18 protein-coding genes and 1 tRNA gene are annotated in these 19618 nt (G+C 53.9%); 8 read left to right on the forward strand and 11 right to left on the reverse strand.

Going from position 1 to position 19618, the window contains the following annotated elements; translation table 11 throughout:
• Positions 1–38: 38 nt before the first annotated feature.
• From OGY62_RS21000 to OGY62_RS21010, 3 genes are all read right to left on the reverse strand, one after another.
• A protein-coding gene (locus OGY62_RS21000; protein WP_096913407.1) for an IS3 family transposase occupies positions 39–1240 on the reverse strand; the annotation gives its coding sequence in 2 pieces (ribosomal slippage) (positions 39–925 and positions 925–1240; 1203 coding nt in all).
• 43 nt (positions 1241–1283) lie between these two features.
• The gene (locus tag OGY62_RS21005; RefSeq protein ID WP_286460497.1) at positions 1284–1838 is read right to left on the reverse strand and encodes a cupin domain-containing protein; all 555 of its coding nucleotides are present in this window, start codon (positions 1836–1838) and stop codon (positions 1284–1286) included.
• 3 nt (positions 1839–1841) lie between these two features.
• Positions 1842–2216 (reverse strand): cation:dicarboxylate symporter family transporter, encoded by a 375-nt coding sequence (locus OGY62_RS21010; RefSeq protein ID WP_286460498.1) that lies wholly within the window; start codon positions 2214–2216, stop codon positions 1842–1844.
• Positions 2217–2567: 351 nt separating this feature from the next.
• Between OGY62_RS21010 and OGY62_RS21015 the strand changes: the two genes are divergently transcribed.
• From OGY62_RS21015 to OGY62_RS21025, 3 genes are read left to right on the forward strand one after another with little or no spacing between them, the layout of a single operon-like run.
• Positions 2568–4022 (forward strand): UvrD-helicase domain-containing protein, encoded by a 1455-nt coding sequence (locus OGY62_RS21015; protein ID WP_286460499.1) that lies wholly within the window; start codon positions 2568–2570, stop codon positions 4020–4022.
• Positions 4016–5776 carry a TraI domain-containing protein gene (locus OGY62_RS21020; protein ID WP_286460500.1) on the forward strand — a complete coding sequence of 587 codons (1761 nt, stop codon included), beginning with the start codon at positions 4016–4018 and terminating at the stop codon, positions 5774–5776. The genes OGY62_RS21015 and OGY62_RS21020 overlap by 7 nt, the downstream gene beginning before the upstream one ends.
• Before the next feature lie 54 nt (positions 5777–5830).
• Complete coding sequence (locus OGY62_RS21025) at positions 5831–6838, forward strand: tyrosine-type recombinase/integrase (RefSeq protein WP_286460501.1); 1008 nt, start codon at positions 5831–5833, stop codon at positions 6836–6838.
• A 200-nt stretch (positions 6839–7038) separates the two neighbouring features.
• Here OGY62_RS21025 and OGY62_RS21030 read toward each other — a convergent pair.
• Positions 7039–7114 (reverse strand) — tRNA-Phe (locus OGY62_RS21030).
• Positions 7115–7219: 105 nt separating this feature from the next.
• Entirely contained in the window at positions 7220–7927 is a 708-nt protein-coding gene (locus tag OGY62_RS21035; protein ID WP_012135082.1) for a DUF554 domain-containing protein, read from the reverse strand.
• A gap of 427 nt (positions 7928–8354) precedes the next feature.
• Here OGY62_RS21035 and OGY62_RS21040 point away from each other — a divergent pair, with 427 nt between their 5' ends.
• Entirely contained in the window at positions 8355–10490 is a 2136-nt protein-coding gene (locus OGY62_RS21040; protein WP_286460502.1) for an ornithine decarboxylase, read from the forward strand.
• Between the two features lie 72 nt (positions 10491–10562).
• Here OGY62_RS21040 and OGY62_RS21045 read toward each other — a convergent pair whose 3' ends face one another.
• From OGY62_RS21045 to mutY, 4 genes are all read right to left on the reverse strand, one after another.
• Positions 10563–11819: a nucleoside permease gene (locus OGY62_RS21045; RefSeq protein ID WP_049010794.1), complete on the reverse strand. Its 1257-nt coding sequence runs from the start codon at positions 11817–11819 to the stop codon at positions 10563–10565.
• Positions 11820–12030: 211 nt separating this feature from the next.
• Entirely contained in the window at positions 12031–13113 is a 1083-nt protein-coding gene (mltC, locus tag OGY62_RS21050) for a membrane-bound lytic murein transglycosylase MltC (protein WP_024130939.1), read from the reverse strand.
• A 97-nt stretch (positions 13114–13210) separates the two neighbouring features.
• Positions 13211–13486 (reverse strand): oxidative damage protection protein, encoded by a 276-nt coding sequence (locus OGY62_RS21055; RefSeq protein WP_012135077.1) that lies wholly within the window; start codon positions 13484–13486, stop codon positions 13211–13213.
• A gap of 28 nt (positions 13487–13514) precedes the next feature.
• Positions 13515–14567 carry an A/G-specific adenine glycosylase gene (gene mutY, locus OGY62_RS21060; RefSeq protein ID WP_286460503.1) on the reverse strand — a complete coding sequence of 351 codons (1053 nt, stop codon included), beginning with the start codon at positions 14565–14567 and terminating at the stop codon, positions 13515–13517.
• A gap of 161 nt (positions 14568–14728) precedes the next feature.
• Here mutY and trmB point away from each other — a divergent pair, with 161 nt between their 5' ends.
• The 4 genes from trmB to ansB all read left to right on the forward strand — a co-directional run bounded on the left by trmB (position 14729) and on the right by ansB (position 17775).
• Complete coding sequence (trmB, locus tag OGY62_RS21065; protein ID WP_024130937.1) at positions 14729–15448, forward strand: tRNA (guanosine(46)-N7)-methyltransferase TrmB; 720 nt, start codon at positions 14729–14731, stop codon at positions 15446–15448.
• Complete coding sequence (locus OGY62_RS21070) at positions 15448–15774, forward strand: YggL family protein (RefSeq protein ID WP_012135074.1); 327 nt, start codon at positions 15448–15450, stop codon at positions 15772–15774. Before trmB ends, OGY62_RS21070 begins: the two co-directional genes overlap by 1 nt.
• A 52-nt stretch (positions 15775–15826) precedes the next feature.
• Positions 15827–16546 carry a YggN family protein gene (locus OGY62_RS21075; RefSeq protein WP_012135073.1) on the forward strand — a complete coding sequence of 240 codons (720 nt, stop codon included), beginning with the start codon at positions 15827–15829 and terminating at the stop codon, positions 16544–16546.
• Between the two features lie 182 nt (positions 16547–16728).
• On the forward strand, positions 16729–17775 hold the full coding sequence (gene ansB, locus OGY62_RS21080; RefSeq protein ID WP_286460504.1) for an L-asparaginase 2: 1047 nt from the start codon (positions 16729–16731) through the stop codon (positions 17773–17775).
• Between the two features lie 118 nt (positions 17776–17893).
• Here ansB and hemW read toward each other — a convergent pair whose 3' ends face one another.
• Complete coding sequence (hemW, locus tag OGY62_RS21085; protein ID WP_286460505.1) at positions 17894–19030, reverse strand: radical SAM family heme chaperone HemW; 1137 nt, start codon at positions 19028–19030, stop codon at positions 17894–17896.
• A complete protein-coding gene (locus tag OGY62_RS21090) occupies positions 19023–19616 on the reverse strand; it encodes an XTP/dITP diphosphatase (protein WP_012135070.1) in 594 nt (197 codons plus the stop codon). Before OGY62_RS21090 ends, hemW begins: the two co-directional genes overlap by 8 nt.
• Positions 19617–19618: the final 2 nt, after the last annotated feature.

The following is a 19618-nucleotide window of genomic DNA, read 5'->3' on the forward strand; positions in this document are numbered from 1 at the left end:
TGGATTGGCCCCTATATTTCCAGACACTTTTTATCGCTTTACCCATTACTGGTTCGCCGCCGCAGATATTCCCGTGGCGAACGATATCCCAGTGCACTGTGCGGATGCCATTCGTTGTAATGTTCGAAGGCCTCCGCAAGGTTCTTTGCCGCTGTTAACCCGTCAGGTTTTGGCATGATGCTGATGTAGTCGCGCTTCATCGTTTTCACGAAGCTCTCCGCCATTCCGTTGCTTTCTGGACTACGTACCGCCGTATGTTTTGGCTCCAGTCCTACCATTCTGGCGAACTGACGCGTCTGATGAGAACGGTAGGCTGAACCGTTGTCTGTCAGCCACTCAACGGGGGATGTCGGCAGCCTGTTACCGAAGCGACGCTCTACTGCACCCAGCATGACGTCCTGCACGGTTTCACTGTCATATCCACCGGTACTTGCCGCCCAGTGAAGTGCCTCGCGATCGCAACAGTCCAGTGCGAACGTGACCCGCAGTTTTTCACCGTTATCACAGCTGAACTCGAAGCCGTCGGAGCACCACCGCTGGTTACTTTCTCCAACGGCCACTTTCCCTCTATGCGCCCGCTTCGAGGGCGGTATTGCCGGTTTACGCTCAAGCAGCAGCGCATTCTGACGCATGATGCGGTATACGCGTTTGGCATTGATCACCGCCATGTCGTCAGTTTCTGATTGTCTGCGCAGCAGTGCCCATACACGACGATAACCATAGGTGGGCAGATCGTCGATAACGGTATGGATACGAGCCAGCGCTTCAGTATCATCAGGCTTGCGCTTGCACCGACGATCCTGCCAGCCCTTCGACCGACGGGCCATGGCATGCAGTTGCGCACGTGAGACCCGGAGGCAACGACTGACAAGGCTTATTCGCCATCCTCCGGCAACAAGGGCACGTGCGCTATCCACTTTTTTTGTCGGCCATATTCAACGGCTTCTTTCAGCAGCTCGTTTTCCATGGTTTTTTTGCCCAGCAGGCGCTGTAACTCTTTAATTTGCTTCATTGCAGATGCCAGCTCCGACGCGGGTACAACCTGTTCACCCGCGGCAACCGCAGTGAGACTGCCTTCCTGATATTGCTTACGCCACAGGAACAGCTGACTGGCAGCAACGCCATGCTGACGGGCGACCAGCGACACGGTCATTCCGGGCTCAAAGCTCTGCTGAACAATGGCGATTTTTTCCTGAACGCTGCGCCGTCTGCGCTTCTCTGGACCTAGAACATCAATCATTCGGACTCCAACGACTAGTCTAAAACTAGTATTAAGACTATCACTAATTTAAGTGATACCAACTGTCTGGAGATTCATGGGGCCAGTCTACCGGGGCAGCGAGTCCCGAAGCCGGTTCATAAGTTTTACGGATCCAGATGACGCGCGCGATATCGTTTTTTGAATTGGTGATCCGTGAGGCGGTACCTGCGGGGGCATAGGCATAGCTACCCGGATGCAGAGCGTGAATATTCCCGTCTATTTCGATCTCCGGGTATCCTGAAATCACGTAATAAAACTCTTGTTTCCCGTCATTAATTGCAGTTTCCATGCCGCCATCCTGGCGGATGGCAAGATGAAGTTGAGAAAATCCGGCCCCCATCTGCCGGGAGGTCTGAACGGACACCACGGTATTGATAATGCCGGGGATTTTACTTTCTAAAATGCCTTCCGGAGGCATGACTGCATAGTGTGTCGTCAGGGCCGCACGATGATGTCCAAAAACGCCAGCCGGTTGAATATGATTATTTCCCATCTCTTTTACTTCCTCTTCTGTACGATACTGTAATATTACGGCCGTTTGTTTATCCCGAACGGAAACGAATATGTCGTTATTCATGCCTTATTTAATTCCCTGGCTGGTATCACTCTTTAATGTTGTGATTTGCGGCGTGAATATTTCCTCACCGGCCAGAACCTTTCGCGCTTTATCACGATCCAGATGGCCTTCCCACGCGGCGACTGCGACAGCTCCCACGCAGTTACCCACGAGGTTTAGTGCGATACGGAAGAACCCCATAAGTTTATCGACGGAAAGGATCATCGCGATACCCAATACCGGGATTGACGGTATTGCGGTCAATGTGGCGGCGAGAACCACGATCGCGGAACCTGGAATACCGTGGGCGCCCTTGGAGGTAAACATGGATACCAGCAGGATCAGCGCCAGAGTACCGGCATCCAGAGCGGTGTTGGTGGCCTGCGCGATGAAGATCACTGCACAGCGCGCTGGGGTATCGTTCGCCGCGGGAATTTATACGCAGGAAATTATCGCAACCGTAAGAGAGAAAGCGTGTCTGGATATATAGGGTCAAATCCACCCATGGTTGCCCCTGGAAAAGTTAAAATTTTCTATCACCTCACATTTCTACGTGGGTAATTTATCCACAAGGTCTTTTTGCGACAATTTGCATAACCAAACTGCAACAGTATGGGAATGATATCGGTATATCACCTGAATACTCGTGAACAGCATAAAACTTTACTTTCGGGTAAAGAGTTTACCGTAGTGCGTATCGTGCCGATCTGCGCAGCATAGTGTCGGTCTGAATGTTATGGAGTGCTGCTGATGTCTTATTTTGATACACCTGAACAGGCTGCCGTTATTGGCTGGTCTGGTCACCGCCTGGTCGTCAGGGCATTTGCCGGCACGGGCAAGACGTCCACCCTGGTGCGCTATGCGCTGGCGCACCCGGACAGCAGGATGCTCTACCTTGCCTATAATCGCGCGGTCAGGGATGAAGCCGAACAGAAATTCCCGTTCAATGTTGAGTGTAAAACGTCGCATCAGCTGGCCTGGCCCAACTTCGGCCGTCATTACCAGAAGCGGTTAGCGGGGAACCTGCGGATTACCGACGTTGCCCGACTGCTCAATACCCGTCACTGGCCGCTGGCCAGGACGGCCATCATGACCTTCAATGCCTTTCTGTGCAGTGGTGACCACGAATTTGGGCCGCAACATCTGCAGGATGAAGATGACTGCAGCGGGGTGTCCGCTGAAAGGATCCTGGCAGCTGCGCAATTACTATGGCGCGAATCTGCACGTCAGGATAGCTGTTTCCCGGTCACTCACGATGTCTACCTCAAGCTGTACCAGCTCTCTCAGCCAGATCTCTCAAAACGCTGGCAAACGTTACTGTTCGACGAGGCGCAGGATGCCAACCCGGTGACACAGAGCCTGGTGCTGGCGCAGAACTGTAATGTAATGCTGGTCGGCGATCGTCATCAGCAGATTTACCGCTTTCGTGGTGCTGAGAACGCCCTCGATGCGCCGGCACTCAGCGATGCCGAACGGCTGAATTTGACTCACAGTTTCCGGTTCGGGCCGGCGGTGGCCAGCGTGGCCAACATGCTGCTGGCCCGCCAGGGAGAAACGCTGCCCGTTGTGGGCGATGGCGGGGAAGATGCGGTGGTCACACGTCTGCCAGACGAGCATCGGGGAGAGCACGTCACGGTATTAAGCCGAACCGTTGCCGGCGTGATTGGGGCGGCGCTGGATGCCAGCCTGGCAGGACAGAAGGTGTTTTGGGTCGGCGGTATCGGCGGCTACAAAACCGAGGAACTCGAGGACTTGTACTGGTTCTCTGCAGACATGCCTGAACGGATGCGTTCGCCGGCGTTGTCGCGGGAGTACCGCGATTTTGAGGAGTTTGAGTCGGTGGCAAAGGCCACGAAAGATCCGGAAATGAACCAGGGCCTGCGCCTGCTTGAACAGTATTTCCCGTTGCCACAGAAACTGCAGGTGATGCGTGAGCATGCGGTGAAGTACGAAACCCTGGCTCAGGTTACGGTGTCGACGGCGCACCGCAGTAAGGGACTGGAATGGCCGCTGGTCGCCCTGAACGAAGACTTTGCCGACATCACCGACCCGATGTTACCTGATGATGAACGTACCGATGAAACCAACCTGCTTTATGTAGCTGTCACTCGCGCGCGAAAAGTTCTGGTGATTAACGGGTTGCTGCAGGTACTCCTTGATGAAGACGCCGCGGATGACGGGGAAGGGGATATACCGGCATGTTGAAAGCCATCAAGGAGCTGCTGGTCGGCACCCGTGAAGTACCGGCCAGGGCAAAATCATCAGCATCTTCACCGCCTGCTGGGCCGGCAGGGTATTTTATGCCGCAGTCCGCCACGCAGCTGCTGGACATGTCCGCCCGTAAACAGTGCCTGCAGCAGCTGTGGGAAAATAGCTCATTGCCAAAGGATTTGTACGAGCAGTTTTATCTGCAGCCGCTGCATCATCTGGTGACGCTGATGCAGCGACTGCCGGCAACCAAGCAAGGTGAATATGCCAACGAAGGGGGCCTGATCGATATCACGCTGCAGACGACGACCTTTGCCGTTCGCCTGGCCAAGGGGCATATGTTGCCGCCAGGCGCCGCACCTGAAGATCAGTCAGCGCAAAATATTCTGTGGAACGCGGTAGTGTTTTACGCAGCGCTCTGGCGTTACCTGCCGCAACTCGCGCTGTTCGAAGGTGAGCTGCAGACTGGGCGCCCGTGGTTACCCGGGTTAACCGTTCCTGCCGAACCTTACCGTTTTCGGTTCAAACCGGTGGTTCCTGAGCCTGTTATCACGGCAAGCCAAAGCGGGTTAATAGCGTGTAGGTTGTTGCCGACGGAGGCGGTCAACTGGCTGTCTACCCTGCCGGCTGCCGCGCAGGCAGTGATGCTGATAGCTTCACGTCAGCCCAGTTCCCTGCCGGTGATCGATGTGATAGTCCAGGAGGCTGTCAAGCTGGCGCGCGGTGATGCCATTGGCATGGCGGCGCCAACGGTCGTTACTGCTCCTTCCTCTTCTATACCCGTGTCGGCAGAGACATCGCCAGATCCTGTTGGTGCACCTGCTGCGCAGGTTGTGTTGGAGAGCAGTGTACCTGGTGCAGTAGTCCAAAGTGCTGTGACGGGAGAACCTGCTGCCACTAACGACCAGGAAAATGGTGCTGACACTGCAGCTGCAGTCAGCTCGGAAGAAGCCATGGCTGTTCCATCGGGGGATGTACTGCTGAGCTCCGCGTTGGATGCTCCTGTAAATGATTTACCCCTGGCCGAGATGGTTGTTGCACCCGAACCTGCTGTTGAGGTTGAGGAGGATATGCAGGCGCTGCTTTCGCTGATGAATGTCAGTGTATCTGCGCCGGAGGCTCCCGAGATGCAGTCTCAGGAGGACGCCCCCCAGGAGGAAGATCCTGAGCTTGCACAACGTGAACGACTGGCAACAGATTTACTCACTGAAGCGGATAGTGAGCAGGCAGTACAAGAAAAGACACCAATCCTTACGTCGGTTACCGCTCCCTCTGAAGATGTTGTTGCCAACACCGCAGAAATGATGCGTCAAAAACCTGAACCCAGAACGGATAAGGAAGATGCAGAGGTCAATGGGGTAATTGTACCTGCCTCAGATGAGCATTCCGGAGAACTGTTCTGGCAGTGGCTGAGCACTGGTCTTAGTTCAGGAAAAATACCGACTAATACGGTAGAGGCGAGAGTGCACCTGGTTGCCGGGTTCGTATTTATTACGGTGCCGGGAATTTTCTACCTCTATCTGAAGCAAACCGGATTAGCCGGCGATCAACGTGAAGCATTACAGGATAGCTTCGAGCGCCTGGACAAGCATCGCCGGGTTAAGGGAAAGCGTTTTTATTATGCTGAGTTGTATGCCAGATCCGAACGCAAAGGATCTTTCAAGCGAACGAAAGGGTATCTCATTAAAGCCAGTTTACTCTACCGAGGTGTACCCGTACCTGACGACAGTTCGGTACTGATTATCCCTTGATAGAGATTGACTGTGTCTTCAGGCACGACACTTCATATCAACCGGGAGTATATCATGAACAAGCAAGGAATGATGGACTGGGAGACGCTGCTTGAGGAGTACTTTTTCTCAAAGCCGTTACGACCAGATACGGAGAAAAGCTATCGCGGTGTGGTTGCCGTATTCCAAAAGTTTATTGGCGAGGATAAGTTGCCGGACGAGGTGACACATCGGGACTTTATTCTATGGCGAAGGGATATGTTTGGACGAGGGCTGACTACGAGCACCTGGAATAATAAGGTGCGCCATCTTCAGGCGCTTTATAACCAGGGGATCAAGAAAAAATGGCTCTTGATATCTGAGAATCCGCTTAAGGAAACTCAGGTTCCTCCTGGTAGCAAAAGGAAAAGATTGCTCAACCGCGACCAACTGGTGAGGCTCAACCTGGTGTTGGAACAATTTGAAGAACAGGAAAGGTTAAGTGTGGGTAGGAATCGCCCTTGCGCACTTTACCCTGTATGGTTCTGGAGGACTGTCATTGACATTTTACGTTCTACTGGGATGCGGCAAAATCAGCTATTACATATACGTCTTATGGATGTTGATATGGAGGCAAACTCGATATTGTTGTGTAGGGAAGGGAGTAAAACGCATCGCGAATGGCTTGTCCCTATAGTTGGCTTCGTCCGTGAGCGGATGCGAATATTGATCAACAGGGCAGTCAATCAGGGGGCGGAGCCAGAAGATTATTTGTTTGATGTAGCTCGCTTTAAAAATCCCCTTGGGGAAGTCGGCCCGGAACCTGAAATACAACCGGTGCGTTCCTTTTTCACACGGCTGACGAAGGAGTGTGGTTTTAAAGTAACACCGCACCGTTTTCGGCATACTCTGGCAACTGAGATGATGAAGTCTCCGGACCGCAATCTGGCAATGGTTAAGAGTCTTTTGGGGCACCGGAGTGTGAGTACAACGATGGAATATATTGAACTGGATCTGAAGATAACTGGGCAGGCTTTAGAAAGTGAGCTGGCGTTGTATATGGATATACCCCGAATCCCTACGAATGGGCCAGGGGTATCTTGACAGAACTTTAACAAGCTGTAAAAATAGACAGTGATCGAGAAAAGGACGCCTGTGCAGCCACACAGGCATCCTTTTTAAGAGGAACCTAATCATCAATCTCGAGTGTGCAGTGGACAACACTACGATTTTGACTTGCAAGTTCCTTTGTTCCGCCCGTTAAAGGGTGTGCCTCTAACCAGCGTGCTTTCATGCAGAATAAGTGGTGCCCGGACTCGGAATCGAACCAAGGACACGGGGATTTTCAATCCCCTGCTCTACCGACTGAGCTATCCGGGCAACGGGGCGCATTAAAACCGATTCGCTTCGTTTCGTCAACGAAATTTCTTCAAATCCATGCAGACTGCACAATCTATCACCAGATTGTTGGTATTGCACGCATTTTCAGGCAAAAAACGCGGTCCACGCGGCGGAAAGCGGCATCGCCAGGAGCAGGGCGGGGAGCATATTGACCACCGCAAACATCTTGATTCCGCAAATACGTAGACCGGTCGCCAGCAGCAGTAATCCGCCTACGGCACTGAAATCTGCCATCATCGCCGGGGTGGTGAGCGGTAAAATTAAGGCTGCGCAGGTGGCGAGCAATAGCTGGATAACCAACATGGGGGCGGAAATAACGGCGACGGCGACTCCCAGCGAGCAGGCGAAGATCATGGCCGTGAAGAAATCGAGAAACGATTTTGCGATGAGAATGCTCGGGTCGCCGGTCATGCCTTCATGCATCGCGCCGAAAATGCCGGTTCCGCTGGCGCAAAAAAGAACAATAATGGCGACATAGTTCTGAATAAAGGTGTCGTGGACGGCTTTCTTCCCCGGTTTTTTAATCAGTTGCTGCGCTTTCGTCACCGCCGTGTTGATGCCTTTTTCCAGGTAACAAAACTCGCCGATAAGCGCGCCGATGATTGTCGCCAGAACCATTACCGGAAGATTAGCGCATTTTATGACCAGTAAAATACCGATCCCCAGCGATGCCAGCCCGAAAATAGAGGTCATTGAGACACGAATCCGTTCCGGTAAACGCTGGCTGAGAAGCGCGCCAAGCACGCCTCCAGCTAAAACGGCGCTGGCGTTAATAAAAGGCCCGATTACCACAGTCGCTCCTGCTATTTGTTTTATCTGATTGCATTATTATGCCCCGAATATCACGCATTATGCGCGTTTGTTGATGGCGCGTATGTCCGGGATTTGATCTTGCGCCCCCAGGGGAAAGGTGCCATGATTGCGCGAATTTTCTCCTGTTTGTACGGGGCAGCCTGGGATGACCATATTACCCTTACATCGCCTTCAACTTCGCCTTTCTGCGCGACGATTGCCCCTTTCTTTGATCTCCCTTCATTCTCTCACCATGCGGTGAGGGCAGCGCACGCTCACTGCGGGACAACAGTAAGATCAGAGGCTGTCTGCTTTTACTGATGTCTGGCGGTCGGAGCTGGTGACCAGTTTGACCCAACATTTCGTGGGGCAGGGTAATGTTACCTTGCCCGGGACTTCTATTCTCCCGAAACGGGTTTTTGCGCTTATGAAATCAATGAATATTGCCGCCAGTGGGGAACTGGTCTCTCGCTTGTCTACCCACCGCCATGTGGTGGCGCTGGACGGCACTGACTTTACTGATGTCGCGGCAGTCGTCATTACCGTTGCGGACAGTCGCAGCGGCATCCTGGCATTGCTTAAACGAACCGGTTTTCATTTGCCGGTGTTTATTCTCTCTGACGATCATGTTGATACGCCTGCCGGTGTTGAAGCGGTGATAAGCGGCAACGCGCAGGACTGGCTGGAACTGGAATCGGCCGCCTGCCGTTATGAAGAGAATCTGCTGCCGCCGTTTTATGACACGCTGACCCAGTATGTCGATATGGGTAACAGCACTTTTGCCTGCCCGGGCCATCAGCACGGTGAGTTTTTCAGAAAACACCCGGCCGGTCGGCATTTTTATGACTTCTTCGGCGAAAACCTCTTTCGGGCGGATATGTGCAACGCCGACGTAAAGCTGGGGGATCTGCTCATTCATGAGGGATCGGCCAAGCATGCGCAGAAGTTTGCGGCGAAAGTCTTTCATGCGGATAAAACGTATTTCGTGCTGAATGGCACCTCGGCGGCGAATAAGGTTGTGACCAACGCGCTGCTGACGCGCGGCGATCTGGTGTTGTTCGATCGTAACAACCATAAATCAAACCACCACGGGGCGTTGATTCAGGCGGGCGCCACGCCGGTCTATCTCGAAGCCGCGCGCAACCCGTTTGGTTTTATCGGCGGCATTGATGAGCACTGTTTTGACGAGGCATACCTGCGTGAGCAGATCCGCGAGGTCGCCCCGCAGAAAGCCGATCGGCCGCGCCCGTTTCGTCTGGCCGTCATTCAACTGGGGACGTATGACGGCACGATCTACAACGCCCGTCAGGTCATCGACAAAATCGGCAGTCTGTGTGATTACATCCTGTTTGACTCCGCCTGGGTTGGGTATGAGCAATTTATTCCGATGATGGCGGACGGTTCGCCGCTGCTGCTGGCGCTGAACGAAAACGATCCGGGGATTTTTGTTACGCAGTCGGTACACAAGCAGCAGGCTGGTTTCTCGCAAACCTCGCAGATTCACAAAAAGGACAACCACATTCGCGGTCAGGCGCGTTTTTGCCCGCACAAGCGCCTGAACAACGCCTTTATGCTGCATGCTTCCACCAGTCCGTTCTACCCGTTGTTTGCCGCGCTGGATGTCAATGCCAAAATCCATGAAGGGGAGAGCGGTCGCCGCCTGTGGGCAGAGTGTGTGGCGCTGGGCATCGAGGCGCGCAAGGCGATACTTGCCCGCTGCAAACTGCTTCAGCCATTCATTCCGCCGCTTGTGGACGGTAAGCCGTGGCAGGAGCATCCAACGGCACTGATTGCCAGCGATCGACGCTTCTTCAGCTTTGAACCCGGGGCGAAATGGCATGGCTTTGCAGGCTATGCGGAGGATCAGTATTTTGTCGACCCGTGCAAACTGCTGCTGACCACGCCGGGCATTGATGCTGAAACCGGGCGCTATACCGACTTTGGTATCCCGGCCACCATTCTGGCGCACTATCTGCGTGAGAACGGCATCGTGCCGGAAAAATGCGATCTCAACTCGATTTTGTTCCTGCTGACGCCTGCCGAAAGCGAAGCCAAAATGGCGCAACTGGTGGCGATGCTGGCCCAGTTCGAACAACATATCGAAGACGACACGCCGCTGGCGGATGTGCTGCCGACCATCTTTAACAAATATCCGGTACGTTACCGCGACTACACCCTGCGCCAGTTATGCCAGGAGATGCACGATCTGTACGTCAGTTTTGACGTGAAAGATCTGCAAAAAGCGATGTTTCGCAAAGAGAGCCTGCCTGCGGTGGCGATGAATCCGCAGGATGCCAATAGCGCTTTTATTCGCGGCGATGTTGAGTTAGTTCGTATTCGTGACGCTGAAGGGCGTATCGCGGCAGAAGGCGCGCTGCCATATCCTCCGGGCGTGCTGTGCGTCGTGCCGGGCGAAGTGTGGGGTGGGGCGGTACAGCGCTACTTCCTGGCGCTGGAAGAGGGCGTCAATTTGCTGCCCGGCTTCTCGCCTGAGTTGCAGGGAGTTTACAGCGAAACTGATGCCGATGGGATTAAACGGCTGTATGGCTATGTGCTGAAATAAGTTCGCGTTATCCGGCCTACGGGGCGACTCCCTTGTAGGCCGGATAAGCATTAGCGCCATCCGGCGTAAAGATTAGTGCGCGATAGTCTGCGCGCCTGCCGGAACGCGAACGTGTTTGTATTTAAACAGCGCTACGAACGCAAAGGCCAGAACCAGAGAGTAGCCTGCGAAAATCAGCCACACGGTCTGCCAGTCGGTAATGCCGTTCAGGGTGTAGTGTTCCACCACTTTACCGCTCACGACGCCGCCAAGGATACAACCGAAGCCGTTAGTCATCATCAGGAACATGCCCTGCGCACTGGCGCGGATTTCAGGGCGTACCTCTTTTTCCACAAACACCGAACCGGAGATGTTGAAGAAGTCGAAGGCGCAGCCGTAAACAATCATCGACAGAACCAGCAGCACGGTACCGAACGGCGTTGGGTCGCCATAAGCGAACAGGCCAAAGCGTAGCATCCAGGCCACGATACTGATCAGCATGACGTTCTTAATACCGTAACGGCTTAAGAAGAACGGAATGGTCAAAATGAACAGCGTCTCGGAAATCTGCGAAATCGACATCATGACCGAGGCATGCTGCACGATAAAGCTGCTGGCGAACAGCGGATCTTTATCAAAGCTGTGCAGGAAGGTGTTACCGAACATATTGGTAATTTGCAGCTCGGCGCCCAGCATCATGGAGAAGATAAAGAAAATCGCCATGCGTTTGTTTTTGAACAGCGCGAAAGCATCCAGCCCCAGCATTGAAGTCCAGCTCTGGTTCTTCTGCTGTCTGGCAACCGGAATGTGCGGCAGCGTAAGCGTAAACAGTACCAGAATAACGGAAAGCGCCGCGCCGATGTACAGCTGCATATGGCTCAGTTCAAAGCCAGAGAAGCTTACGCCCCACATCGCCATAATAAAGCCGATGGTGCCCCAGATACGAATAGGCGGGAAGTCGGTGACGATGTCCATCCCTGCGGATTGCAGGCGGTAGTAGGAGATGGTGTTGATCAACCCTAACGTTGGCATATAGGCCAGCGAGTTAAGCAAGATCACAAAGAACATGGCGCCTGGCGTGGTCACTTCGGCAGCCATGAACAATGTTGCAGCGCCAACGACGTGGCAAATGGCGTATACCCATTTCGCACTCAACCATTTGTCGGCCACAATCCCTAACAGCGTGGGCATAAAGACAGCGGCAATCCCCAGCGAGCTATACACAGCACCGATGGATGCACCGTCGAATTTAAGGGTGACAAACATATATGAGCCGAGGGTGGTAAGCCAGCTTCCCCACAGGCAGAACTGCAGAAAGGAGAGGACTTTCAGCTGCAGCTTAAGATTCATGTTAATTTCCTCACACCATATAGCGGATGAATGTTTTAAAAGGCACATTTGCCGTTGCAATATGATGTGATTCTATCAATGAGGAAAGGGTATTTTTTGTTACCTGTGACAAATATTTGCAAACAATTTCTAATTGCAAAGCAAAAGAGTGATGGAGTTAACACTTTTCGGCCTTCCCGCCCCAGTGCGATCGGGGGCGGGAACGGCGAGATTACTTCCGACGATAGGATTTCTGGGTGGCATTGACCTTATACAGATAGCGACGCGATTCCGCAGAAGGATGCCGCGTGGTTAATGTCTGGTACACATCGCCCGGGGACATACTGTTGATAATGTTTGCCGCCTGAACCTTATCGTTAGAGAAAACGCGCAACACGCTGCCTGCACCGCCGTTATAGGCGGTGATCACCGCGTAACGACGCGATGTTGGATTATCAATGCCGCCTAAATAGACATTGTTGAGCATCGCCAGATAAGCGGTGCCGGTATCAATGTTGCTGGCAGGATCGAACAGGAAACTGCGGCCTGGCGTGCCCGATTTCCCCTGTGAACGGAATACGTCCTTCCCGGCGGTGTGCTGTACTACCTGCATCAGCCCCAGCGCGTCGGAACGGCTGACCGCATACGGGTTGAAAGAGGACTCGGTTTGCATAATCGCCAGAATCAGCGACTCATCGACGCCGTATTTGCGTGCGGCCTGGCGAACCATGCCAACATATTTATGCGCACGTTTATCCAGGTGGTTCGGCACCAGATTGATCGTCACGCTGTAGATGATGCGCAGACCGTTACTGCGACTCTTAAGACGCGTTTTCAGCAGATAGTCAGCGAAGTTGGTTGCGCGTCCCTCCCAGCGAATGGGTTGCCCGGTATTATCGACCACCTGACCATACAGGAACGGCTCTCTGGAGATCTGAATATCATCGACGTCGGAGTAGAGGTCGACCGAACCGGGATCGTCGCCCATTAACAGCGTCTTGATGATCGCGCGGCGCAGGTGCGCGGCGGGCTCTGTTCCGGCAATGGTTTCGACGGTGATGGTACCGTCGTCAAAGTTGATGTGGCTGCGGGTCTGATACTGGTCAGTGTACTTCACGTAGTCCTTCGGACCCGCGATCAACACTTCCTTGAACCCCCACAGATTCTCAATGTTATGGGCAAACTGCCCCATCAGAATATCAAAACCGTTGGTATCCTTGACCCAGGCTTCGTTATAGGTATCGCCTTTTTTGGTCGAACTGGAGCAGGAGATGAGCAACGGCGCAACAAGAGCAAGCGCGAAAAATTTTTTCATCATTCCGGGAGTGCGTGTTGTGTTTGTTGTTGTATCGTTTTGCCGGATGGCGGTGCAAGCACCTTATCCGGCCTACGAGATTGCCAGCAAGAGATGCTTATTTTTTCTCTTCCGGCGTATAGCCTTCAATATGCACGTCTTTCCCTTCAAACAGGAAGTTGATCATCTCCTGCTCCAGCAGTTTGCGGTGCTCGACGTTCATCATGTTGAGTTTCTTTTCGTTGATCAGCATGGTTTGCTTATGCTGCCACTGCGCCCACGCTTCTTTAGAGATCTCGTTGTAGATGCGTTTCCCCAGTTCGCCCGGGTACAGCTGAAAATCCTGGCCTTCCGCTTCACGTTGCAGGAAAGTACAAAAAATGGTTCTGCTCATAAAAAATCCTCTTTATCGACCGGGGTGCTCAAACCGGCGCGCCGGTACGTAACTGCTGTAACAAACGCTCCACGGGGGCCGCCAGTCCGACCGACGGCGGTTGCGCTAAGTTATACCAGAGCGCGTTGCCTTCATCCATGCACTTGGTGAATGAAGACACGGGAAGCCACATAGGCACAATATCTAAGTGGAAATGGCTAAACGTGTGGCGAAAAGCATTAAGTTGACTGAGATTATCGGCCTGAATATGCCGTTGCGCCAGCCACTGACGCAAGCCATCTTCATCCTCAAACTGAGGAAAACAGTATAATCCGCCCCATAAGCCGCTCGGCGGACGCTGCGCCAGAAACACGTCGTCATTATGCTGCAACAGCAAAAAATAGCCTGTACGCTCCGGCAGCGTCTGTTTTGGCTTCTTGCCGGGGTACAGCGACCAGCTCTCGTTCGCGGCGGCAACGCAGCCATTCTGGAGCGGACACAGCGAACATTTCGGCCTGGAGCGCGTACACACCATAGCGCCTAAATCCATCATCGCCTGGTTAAAACGCGCCACGCCGTTGGCAGGCGTAACCTGTTCGCTCAGATCCCACAGCCGTTTCTCAACCTCTTTCTTCCCCGGCCAGCCGCTGACAGCATAGCAGCGTGCCAGCACGCGTTTAACATTGCCGTCGAGAATCGGAAAATGTTTATCCAAAGAGAGCGAGAGAACCGCGCCGGCGGTGGAGCGGCCTACGCCGGGCAGGGCGGCGACCTCGTCGAACGTTTCCGGGAACCGGCCGCCGTGCAGCGTCGCCACCTGTTGCGCCGCCTTATGCAGATTGCGCGCGCGGGCGTAGTAGCCGAGGCCCGTCCACAAATGCAGAACCTCATCCAGCGGCGCGTTGGCTAAATCCGTCACCGTTGGAAAGTGCGACATAAAACGTTCGAAATAGGGGATAACTGTCGCAACCTGCGTCTGTTGCAACATCACTTCCGAGAGCCATACTTTGTAGAGCGTCTTGTCAATTTGCCAGGGCAGGGTTTTCCGCCCGTATTTATCGTACCAGCCCAAAACCTGAGCCGAAAATTGAGACGCTTGCATGGTCACCGCTTTAAAATTGCTGGGGGCAAGATTGCAGCACAGAGGCAACGAGGTGTAAACCGGAACTTTCCTGTGATCACTCTCTTCCTTTACTTGCATCCGGCAACTAACTTTGGATAATGCCCGTTTTCGGAACTCAATCACAAGCAGACTTAACTTTTATGAAGAACGACGTCATTTCACCGGAATTTGATGAAAACGGCCGCCCGTTGCGCCGAATTCGTAGCTTTGTTCGTCGCCAGGGGCGACTGACGAAAGGGCAGGAACACGCGCTGGAAAACTACTGGCCGGTGATGGGCGTTGAATTCAGCGAAGAACCGGTGGATTTCGCCACGCTGTTTGGCCGCGACGCGCCGGTTACGCTTGAGATTGGTTTTGGTATGGGCGCCTCGCTGGTGGCGATGGCGAAAGCCCGCCCGGAACAAAATTTCCTCGGTATTGAAGTGCATTCGCCTGGTGTTGGCGCATGTCTGGCGTCTGCGCACGAAGAAGGCGTGGGGAACCTGCGTGTGATGTGTCATGACGCGGTTGAAGTGCTGCATAAAATGATTCCTGACAATTCTTTATCGATGGTTCAGCTCTTTTTCCCTGACCCGTGGCATAAAGCGCGTCATAATAAACGCCGTATCGTTCAGGTTCCGTTTGCCGAACTGGTGAAAAGCAAACTGAAGCTGGGCGGTGTGTTCCATATGGCGACCGACTGGGAAGCCTATGCGGAGCATATGCTGGAAGTGATGTCCTCCATCGACGGGTACAAAAACCTGTCAGAGAGTAACGATTATGTACCGCGCCCGGAATCGCGCCCGGTAACCAAATTTGAACAACGTGGTCATCGTCTTGGCCACGGCGTATGGGACTTAATGTTCGAGAGGGTGAAATAATGGCAAAGAACCGTAGTCGTCGTCTGCGTAAAAAAATGCATATCGACGAATTCCAGGAATTAGGGTTTTCGGTTGCATGGCGTTTCCCGGAAGGCACTTCTGAAGAGCAGGTTGATAAAATTGTCGATGACTTTATCAATGACGTTATTGAGCCAAATAAACTGGCGTTTGACGGCAGCGGTTATCTGTCCTGGGAAGGGCTGATCTGCATGCAGGAAATCGGCAAATGCACCGAAGAACATCAGGCGATTGTGCGTAAGTGGCTGGAAGAACACAAACTTGAAGACGTGCGCACCAGCGAACTTTTCGACGTTTGGTGGGACTAATAAAGCATACGGGGCCAGCATTTGCTGGCCCGATTTGTCTTGAGGGAAAGTTATGATGCGCAAAACGCTGCTGGCGGCAGTTCTTTCGTTGACGGCGATGGCCGCACACGCAGATTATCAATGCAGCGTCACTCCGCGTGACGATGTGATTCTTAGCCCGCAAACGGTTCAGGTAAAAGGCGAAAACGGCAACCTGGTGATCGCGCCGGACGGCAATGTGATGTTTAACGGCAAACAGTACACCCTTAGCGCCGCGCAGCGCGAACAGGCGAAAGATTACCAGGCGGAATTGCGCAGCGCGCTGCCGTGGATCGATGAGGGCGCCAGAAGCCGCGTCGAGAAAGGCCGCGTGGCGCTGGATAAAATCATCGCGCAGGAAGTGGGCGAAAGCAGCAATATGCGTGGTCGATTGACCAAACTCGATGCGCAACTGAAAGAGCAGATGAACCGCATCATTGAGCATCGTACTGACGGCCTGACCTTCCACTACAAGGCGATTGATCAGGTACGCGCCGACGGCCAGCAGCTGGTGAATCAGGCGATGGGCGGCATTTTGCAGGACAGCATTAACGAAATGGGCGCGAAAGCGGTGCTCAAAGGCGGCGGTAATCCGTTGCAGGGCGTGCTGGGTAGCCTCGGCGGTCTGCAAACGTCGATTCAGAACGAATGGAAGAATCAGGAAAAAGACTTCCAGCAGTTCGGCAAAGATGTGTGCAGTCGCGTTGTGACGCTGGAAGACAGCCGCAAAGCGCTGGTGAGCAGCCTGAAATAAAACTCTTGTCTATGGCACAGCGCCTGCTGTGCCGTTTTATGTTGTCATATCCCGCCGTTTTGATATCCATCTCTAAAAACCACAAACGTAAAAAGATATTTATCTGGTTAATTGGAAGACGTCACATTATTCATCTTCGACATTGGGATAATGCGTCAAATTCACGTAACTGGAGAAATAAAATGGAGTTTTTCAGGAAAACGGTACTCGCCGCTCTGGTAATGGGTTGCAGCGGCGCGGCGCTGGCTTTGCCGAATGTCACTATTCTGGCGACCGGGGGAACCATTGCCGGTGGCGGTGACTCCGCGACAAAATCAAATTATACGGCGGGTAAAGTTGGCGTCGAAAGCCTGGTGGACGCGGTGCCTCAGTTAAAGGATATCGCAGTTGTAAAAGGTGAGCAGGTCGTCAATATCGGTTCGCAGGATATGAACGATGAAGTCTGGTTAACGCTGGCGAAGAAAATCAACACCGACTGCGATAACACCGACGGCTTCGTGATCACCCACGGTACCGATACGATGGAAGAGACGGCTTATTTCCTTGACCTGACCGTCAAGTGTAATAAACCGGTAGTGCTGGTCGGGGCGATGCGTCCGTCCACGTCAATGAGCGCCGACGGCCCGTTCAACCTCTATAACGCCGTGGTTACTGCGGCGGATAAAGCGTCCTCGAATCGCGGCGTACTGGTGGTGATGAACGACACTGTGCTGGACGGCCGTGACGTCACCAAGACCAATACCACCGATGTCGCCACCTTCAAGTCTGTGAATTACGGGCCGCTGGGCTACATTCACAACGGTAAAATCGATTATCAGCGTACGCCAGCGCGCAAGCACACCACTTCCACGCCGTTTGACGTTTCTAAGCTGACTGAGCTGCCGAAAGTCGGGATTATTTATAACTACGCGAATGCGTCCGATCTGCCGGCGAAAGCGCTGGTGGATGCGGGGTACGAAGGGATTGTGAGCGCGGGCGTGGGTAACGGCAACCTGTACAAAACGGTTTTCGATACGCTGGCGACTGCTGCGCATAAAGGCACAGTTGTCGTGCGTTCTTCTCGTGTACCGACTGGCGCCACCACGCAGGATGCTGAAGTCGATGACGCGAAATACGGGTTTGTCGCTTCCGGTTCGTTGAACCCGCAAAAAGCGCGCGTGCTGTTGCAACTGGCGCTGACGCAAACCAAAGATCCGCAACAGATCCAGACGATGTTTAATCAGTATTAATCGGTGAAGGTGGCTGCGCTTATCGCCCTAACCCTGTAGGCCTGATAAGCGCAGCGCCATCAGGCAATTTGCCGGATGGCGGCTCAAGGCCTTATCCGGCCTACATCTTCACCCGCCATCACTCCGCCAGAAACAGCTCCAGAAGGGAGTTTAAAAACAGCTTGCCGTGTTGGGTAATCTGCCAGTGCTGCTCGCATTCGGTGAGATACCCCTGGGCGATGGCCTCGTCGAGCTGCTTACGAATTACCGCTTCGGCAAGCCCGGTATACTGCGTAAACTCTGCCCGGGGAGCCGCTTCCAGTAACCGAAAACGGTTCATAAAGAACTCAAACGGCTTGTCGGCCTGTTCGACATCACGCTGGCTTTCCAGATAGCGCCCCTGCATATAACCGCGCGGGTGACGCGTTTTGGTGGTGCGCAGGATGCGCCCGTCCGGGAAGGTCACTTTACCGTGCGCGCCGCAGCCAATTCCGAGATAATCGCCAAAGCGCCAGTAGTTCAGGTTGTGCTGACACTGATAACCCGGCCTGGCATACGCGGAGGTTTCGTACTGCTGATAACCTGCCGCCGTCAGCAACTGGTGGCCTTGCTCGAAGATATCCCACAGCGCGTCATCGTCTGGCAATACCGGCGGGCGTGAGCCGAACAGCGTGTTAGGTTCGATAGTCAACTGATACCACGAAAGATGCGGCGGATTGAGCGCGATGGCCTGGCGCAGGTCGCCCAGCGCCTCTTCCAGCGTTTGATCCGGCAGGCCGTGCATCAGATCCAGGTTGAAGCTGCGCAGCCCCAGACTGCTCGCCAGATTCGCTGCCCGCTTCGCCTCTTCCGGGCCGTGAATGCGCCCGAGGCGTTTTAGCTTCGGCTCACTAAAACTCTGCACGCCGATGGAGATACGGTTTACCCCGGCGCGTTGGTAATCAACGAAACGGTCGGCCTCTACCGTCCCCGGATTCGCCTCCATCGTGATTTCTGCATCCGCCGCCAGCGGCAGGCGCGCCCGCACGCCGTCCAGCAGCGTTTGCATTGCCGAGCCTGAGAGCAGGCTCGGCGTACCGCCGCCAATAAAAATGGTCTTTACTTCGCGTCCCTGCGCATATGCCACGTTGGTATCGAGATCGCTCAGCAGGTGCTGAACATAATCATCGTGCGGCACTTCGCCTTTCAGCGCATGCGAGTTGAAATCGCAGTACGGGCATTTCTGCACGCACCACGGGATGTGAATATAAAGACTCAGCGGCGGCAGCTTAACCATTGCGTAAGGCGTCCAGCAGCAGCTTCAGCGCCTGCCCACGGTGGGAGATCGCGCTTTTTTCTTCACGGGTTAACTCGGCTGCCGTTTTACCTTCCGACGGAACAAAGAAAATAGGGTCATAGCCGAAACCGCCATTGCCCGCCGCTTCGCGGGTAATCATTCCTGGCCAGCTTCCGTGGCACACCAGCGGCGTCGGGTCTTCTGCATGGCGCATGTAGACCAGCACGCAGTGGAAGCGCGCCTGGCGCTTCTCATCCGGCACCTCCCGCAGGGTATGCAGCAGTTTTTCCAGGTTACGCTGGTCGGTGGCGTCTTCGCCGGAATAACGGGCGGAGTAAATACCCGGCGCGCCGCCCAGCGCATCAACGGCCAGGCCGGAGTCGTCGGCAATGGCGGGCAGACCGGTAGCTTTTGCGGCATGACGCGCTTTCAGAATCGCATTTTCGATGAACGTCAGACCGGTCTCTTCGGCTGAGTCAACGCCCAGTTCGGTTTGCGCGATGACATCAAGCCCAAAATCGCTCAACAGTGAGGCAAGCTCACGCACTTTACCGGCATTGCCGGTAGCGAGGACAACTTTTTGCATAG

Origin of the sequence: Citrobacter sp. CK198, from assembly GCF_030333295.1 — a bacterium.
GTDB lineage: Bacteria > Pseudomonadota > Gammaproteobacteria > Enterobacterales > Enterobacteriaceae > Citrobacter_B > Citrobacter_B koseri.

Excerpts from the sequence above, each read along its gene's own strand:
- OGY62_RS21005 (WP_286460497.1), bottom strand. The coding sequence starts at position 1,838 with ATGAATAACGACATATTCGTTTCCGTTCGGGATAAACAAACGGCCGTA.
- OGY62_RS21015 (WP_286460499.1), top strand. The coding sequence starts at position 2,568 with ATGTCTTATTTTGATACACCTGAACAGGCTGCCGTTATTGGCTGGTCT.
- OGY62_RS21020 (WP_286460500.1), top strand. The coding sequence starts at position 4,016 with ATGTTGAAAGCCATCAAGGAGCTGCTGGTCGGCACCCGTGAAGTACCG.
- OGY62_RS21025 (WP_286460501.1), top strand. The coding sequence starts at position 5,831 with ATGAACAAGCAAGGAATGATGGACTGGGAGACGCTGCTTGAGGAGTAC.
- OGY62_RS21040 (WP_286460502.1), top strand. The coding sequence starts at position 8,355 with ATGAAATCAATGAATATTGCCGCCAGTGGGGAACTGGTCTCTCGCTTG.
- OGY62_RS21045 (WP_049010794.1), bottom strand. The coding sequence starts at position 11,819 with ATGAATCTTAAGCTGCAGCTGAAAGTCCTCTCCTTTCTGCAGTTCTGC.
- mltC (WP_024130939.1), bottom strand. The coding sequence starts at position 13,113 with ATGAAAAAATTTTTCGCGCTTGCTCTTGTTGCGCCGTTGCTCATCTCC.
- OGY62_RS21055 (WP_012135077.1), bottom strand. The coding sequence starts at position 13,486 with ATGAGCAGAACCATTTTTTGTACTTTCCTGCAACGTGAAGCGGAAGGC.
- mutY (WP_286460503.1), bottom strand. The coding sequence starts at position 14,567 with ATGCAAGCGTCTCAATTTTCGGCTCAGGTTTTGGGCTGGTACGATAAA.
- trmB (WP_024130937.1), top strand. The coding sequence starts at position 14,729 with ATGAAGAACGACGTCATTTCACCGGAATTTGATGAAAACGGCCGCCCG.
- OGY62_RS21070 (WP_012135074.1), top strand. The coding sequence starts at position 15,448 with ATGGCAAAGAACCGTAGTCGTCGTCTGCGTAAAAAAATGCATATCGAC.
- OGY62_RS21075 (WP_012135073.1), top strand. The coding sequence starts at position 15,827 with ATGATGCGCAAAACGCTGCTGGCGGCAGTTCTTTCGTTGACGGCGATG.
- ansB (WP_286460504.1), top strand. The coding sequence starts at position 16,729 with ATGGAGTTTTTCAGGAAAACGGTACTCGCCGCTCTGGTAATGGGTTGC.
- hemW (WP_286460505.1), bottom strand. The coding sequence starts at position 19,030 with ATGGTTAAGCTGCCGCCGCTGAGTCTTTATATTCACATCCCGTGGTGC.
- OGY62_RS21090 (WP_012135070.1), bottom strand. The coding sequence starts at position 19,616 with ATGCAAAAAGTTGTCCTCGCTACCGGCAATGCCGGTAAAGTGCGTGAG.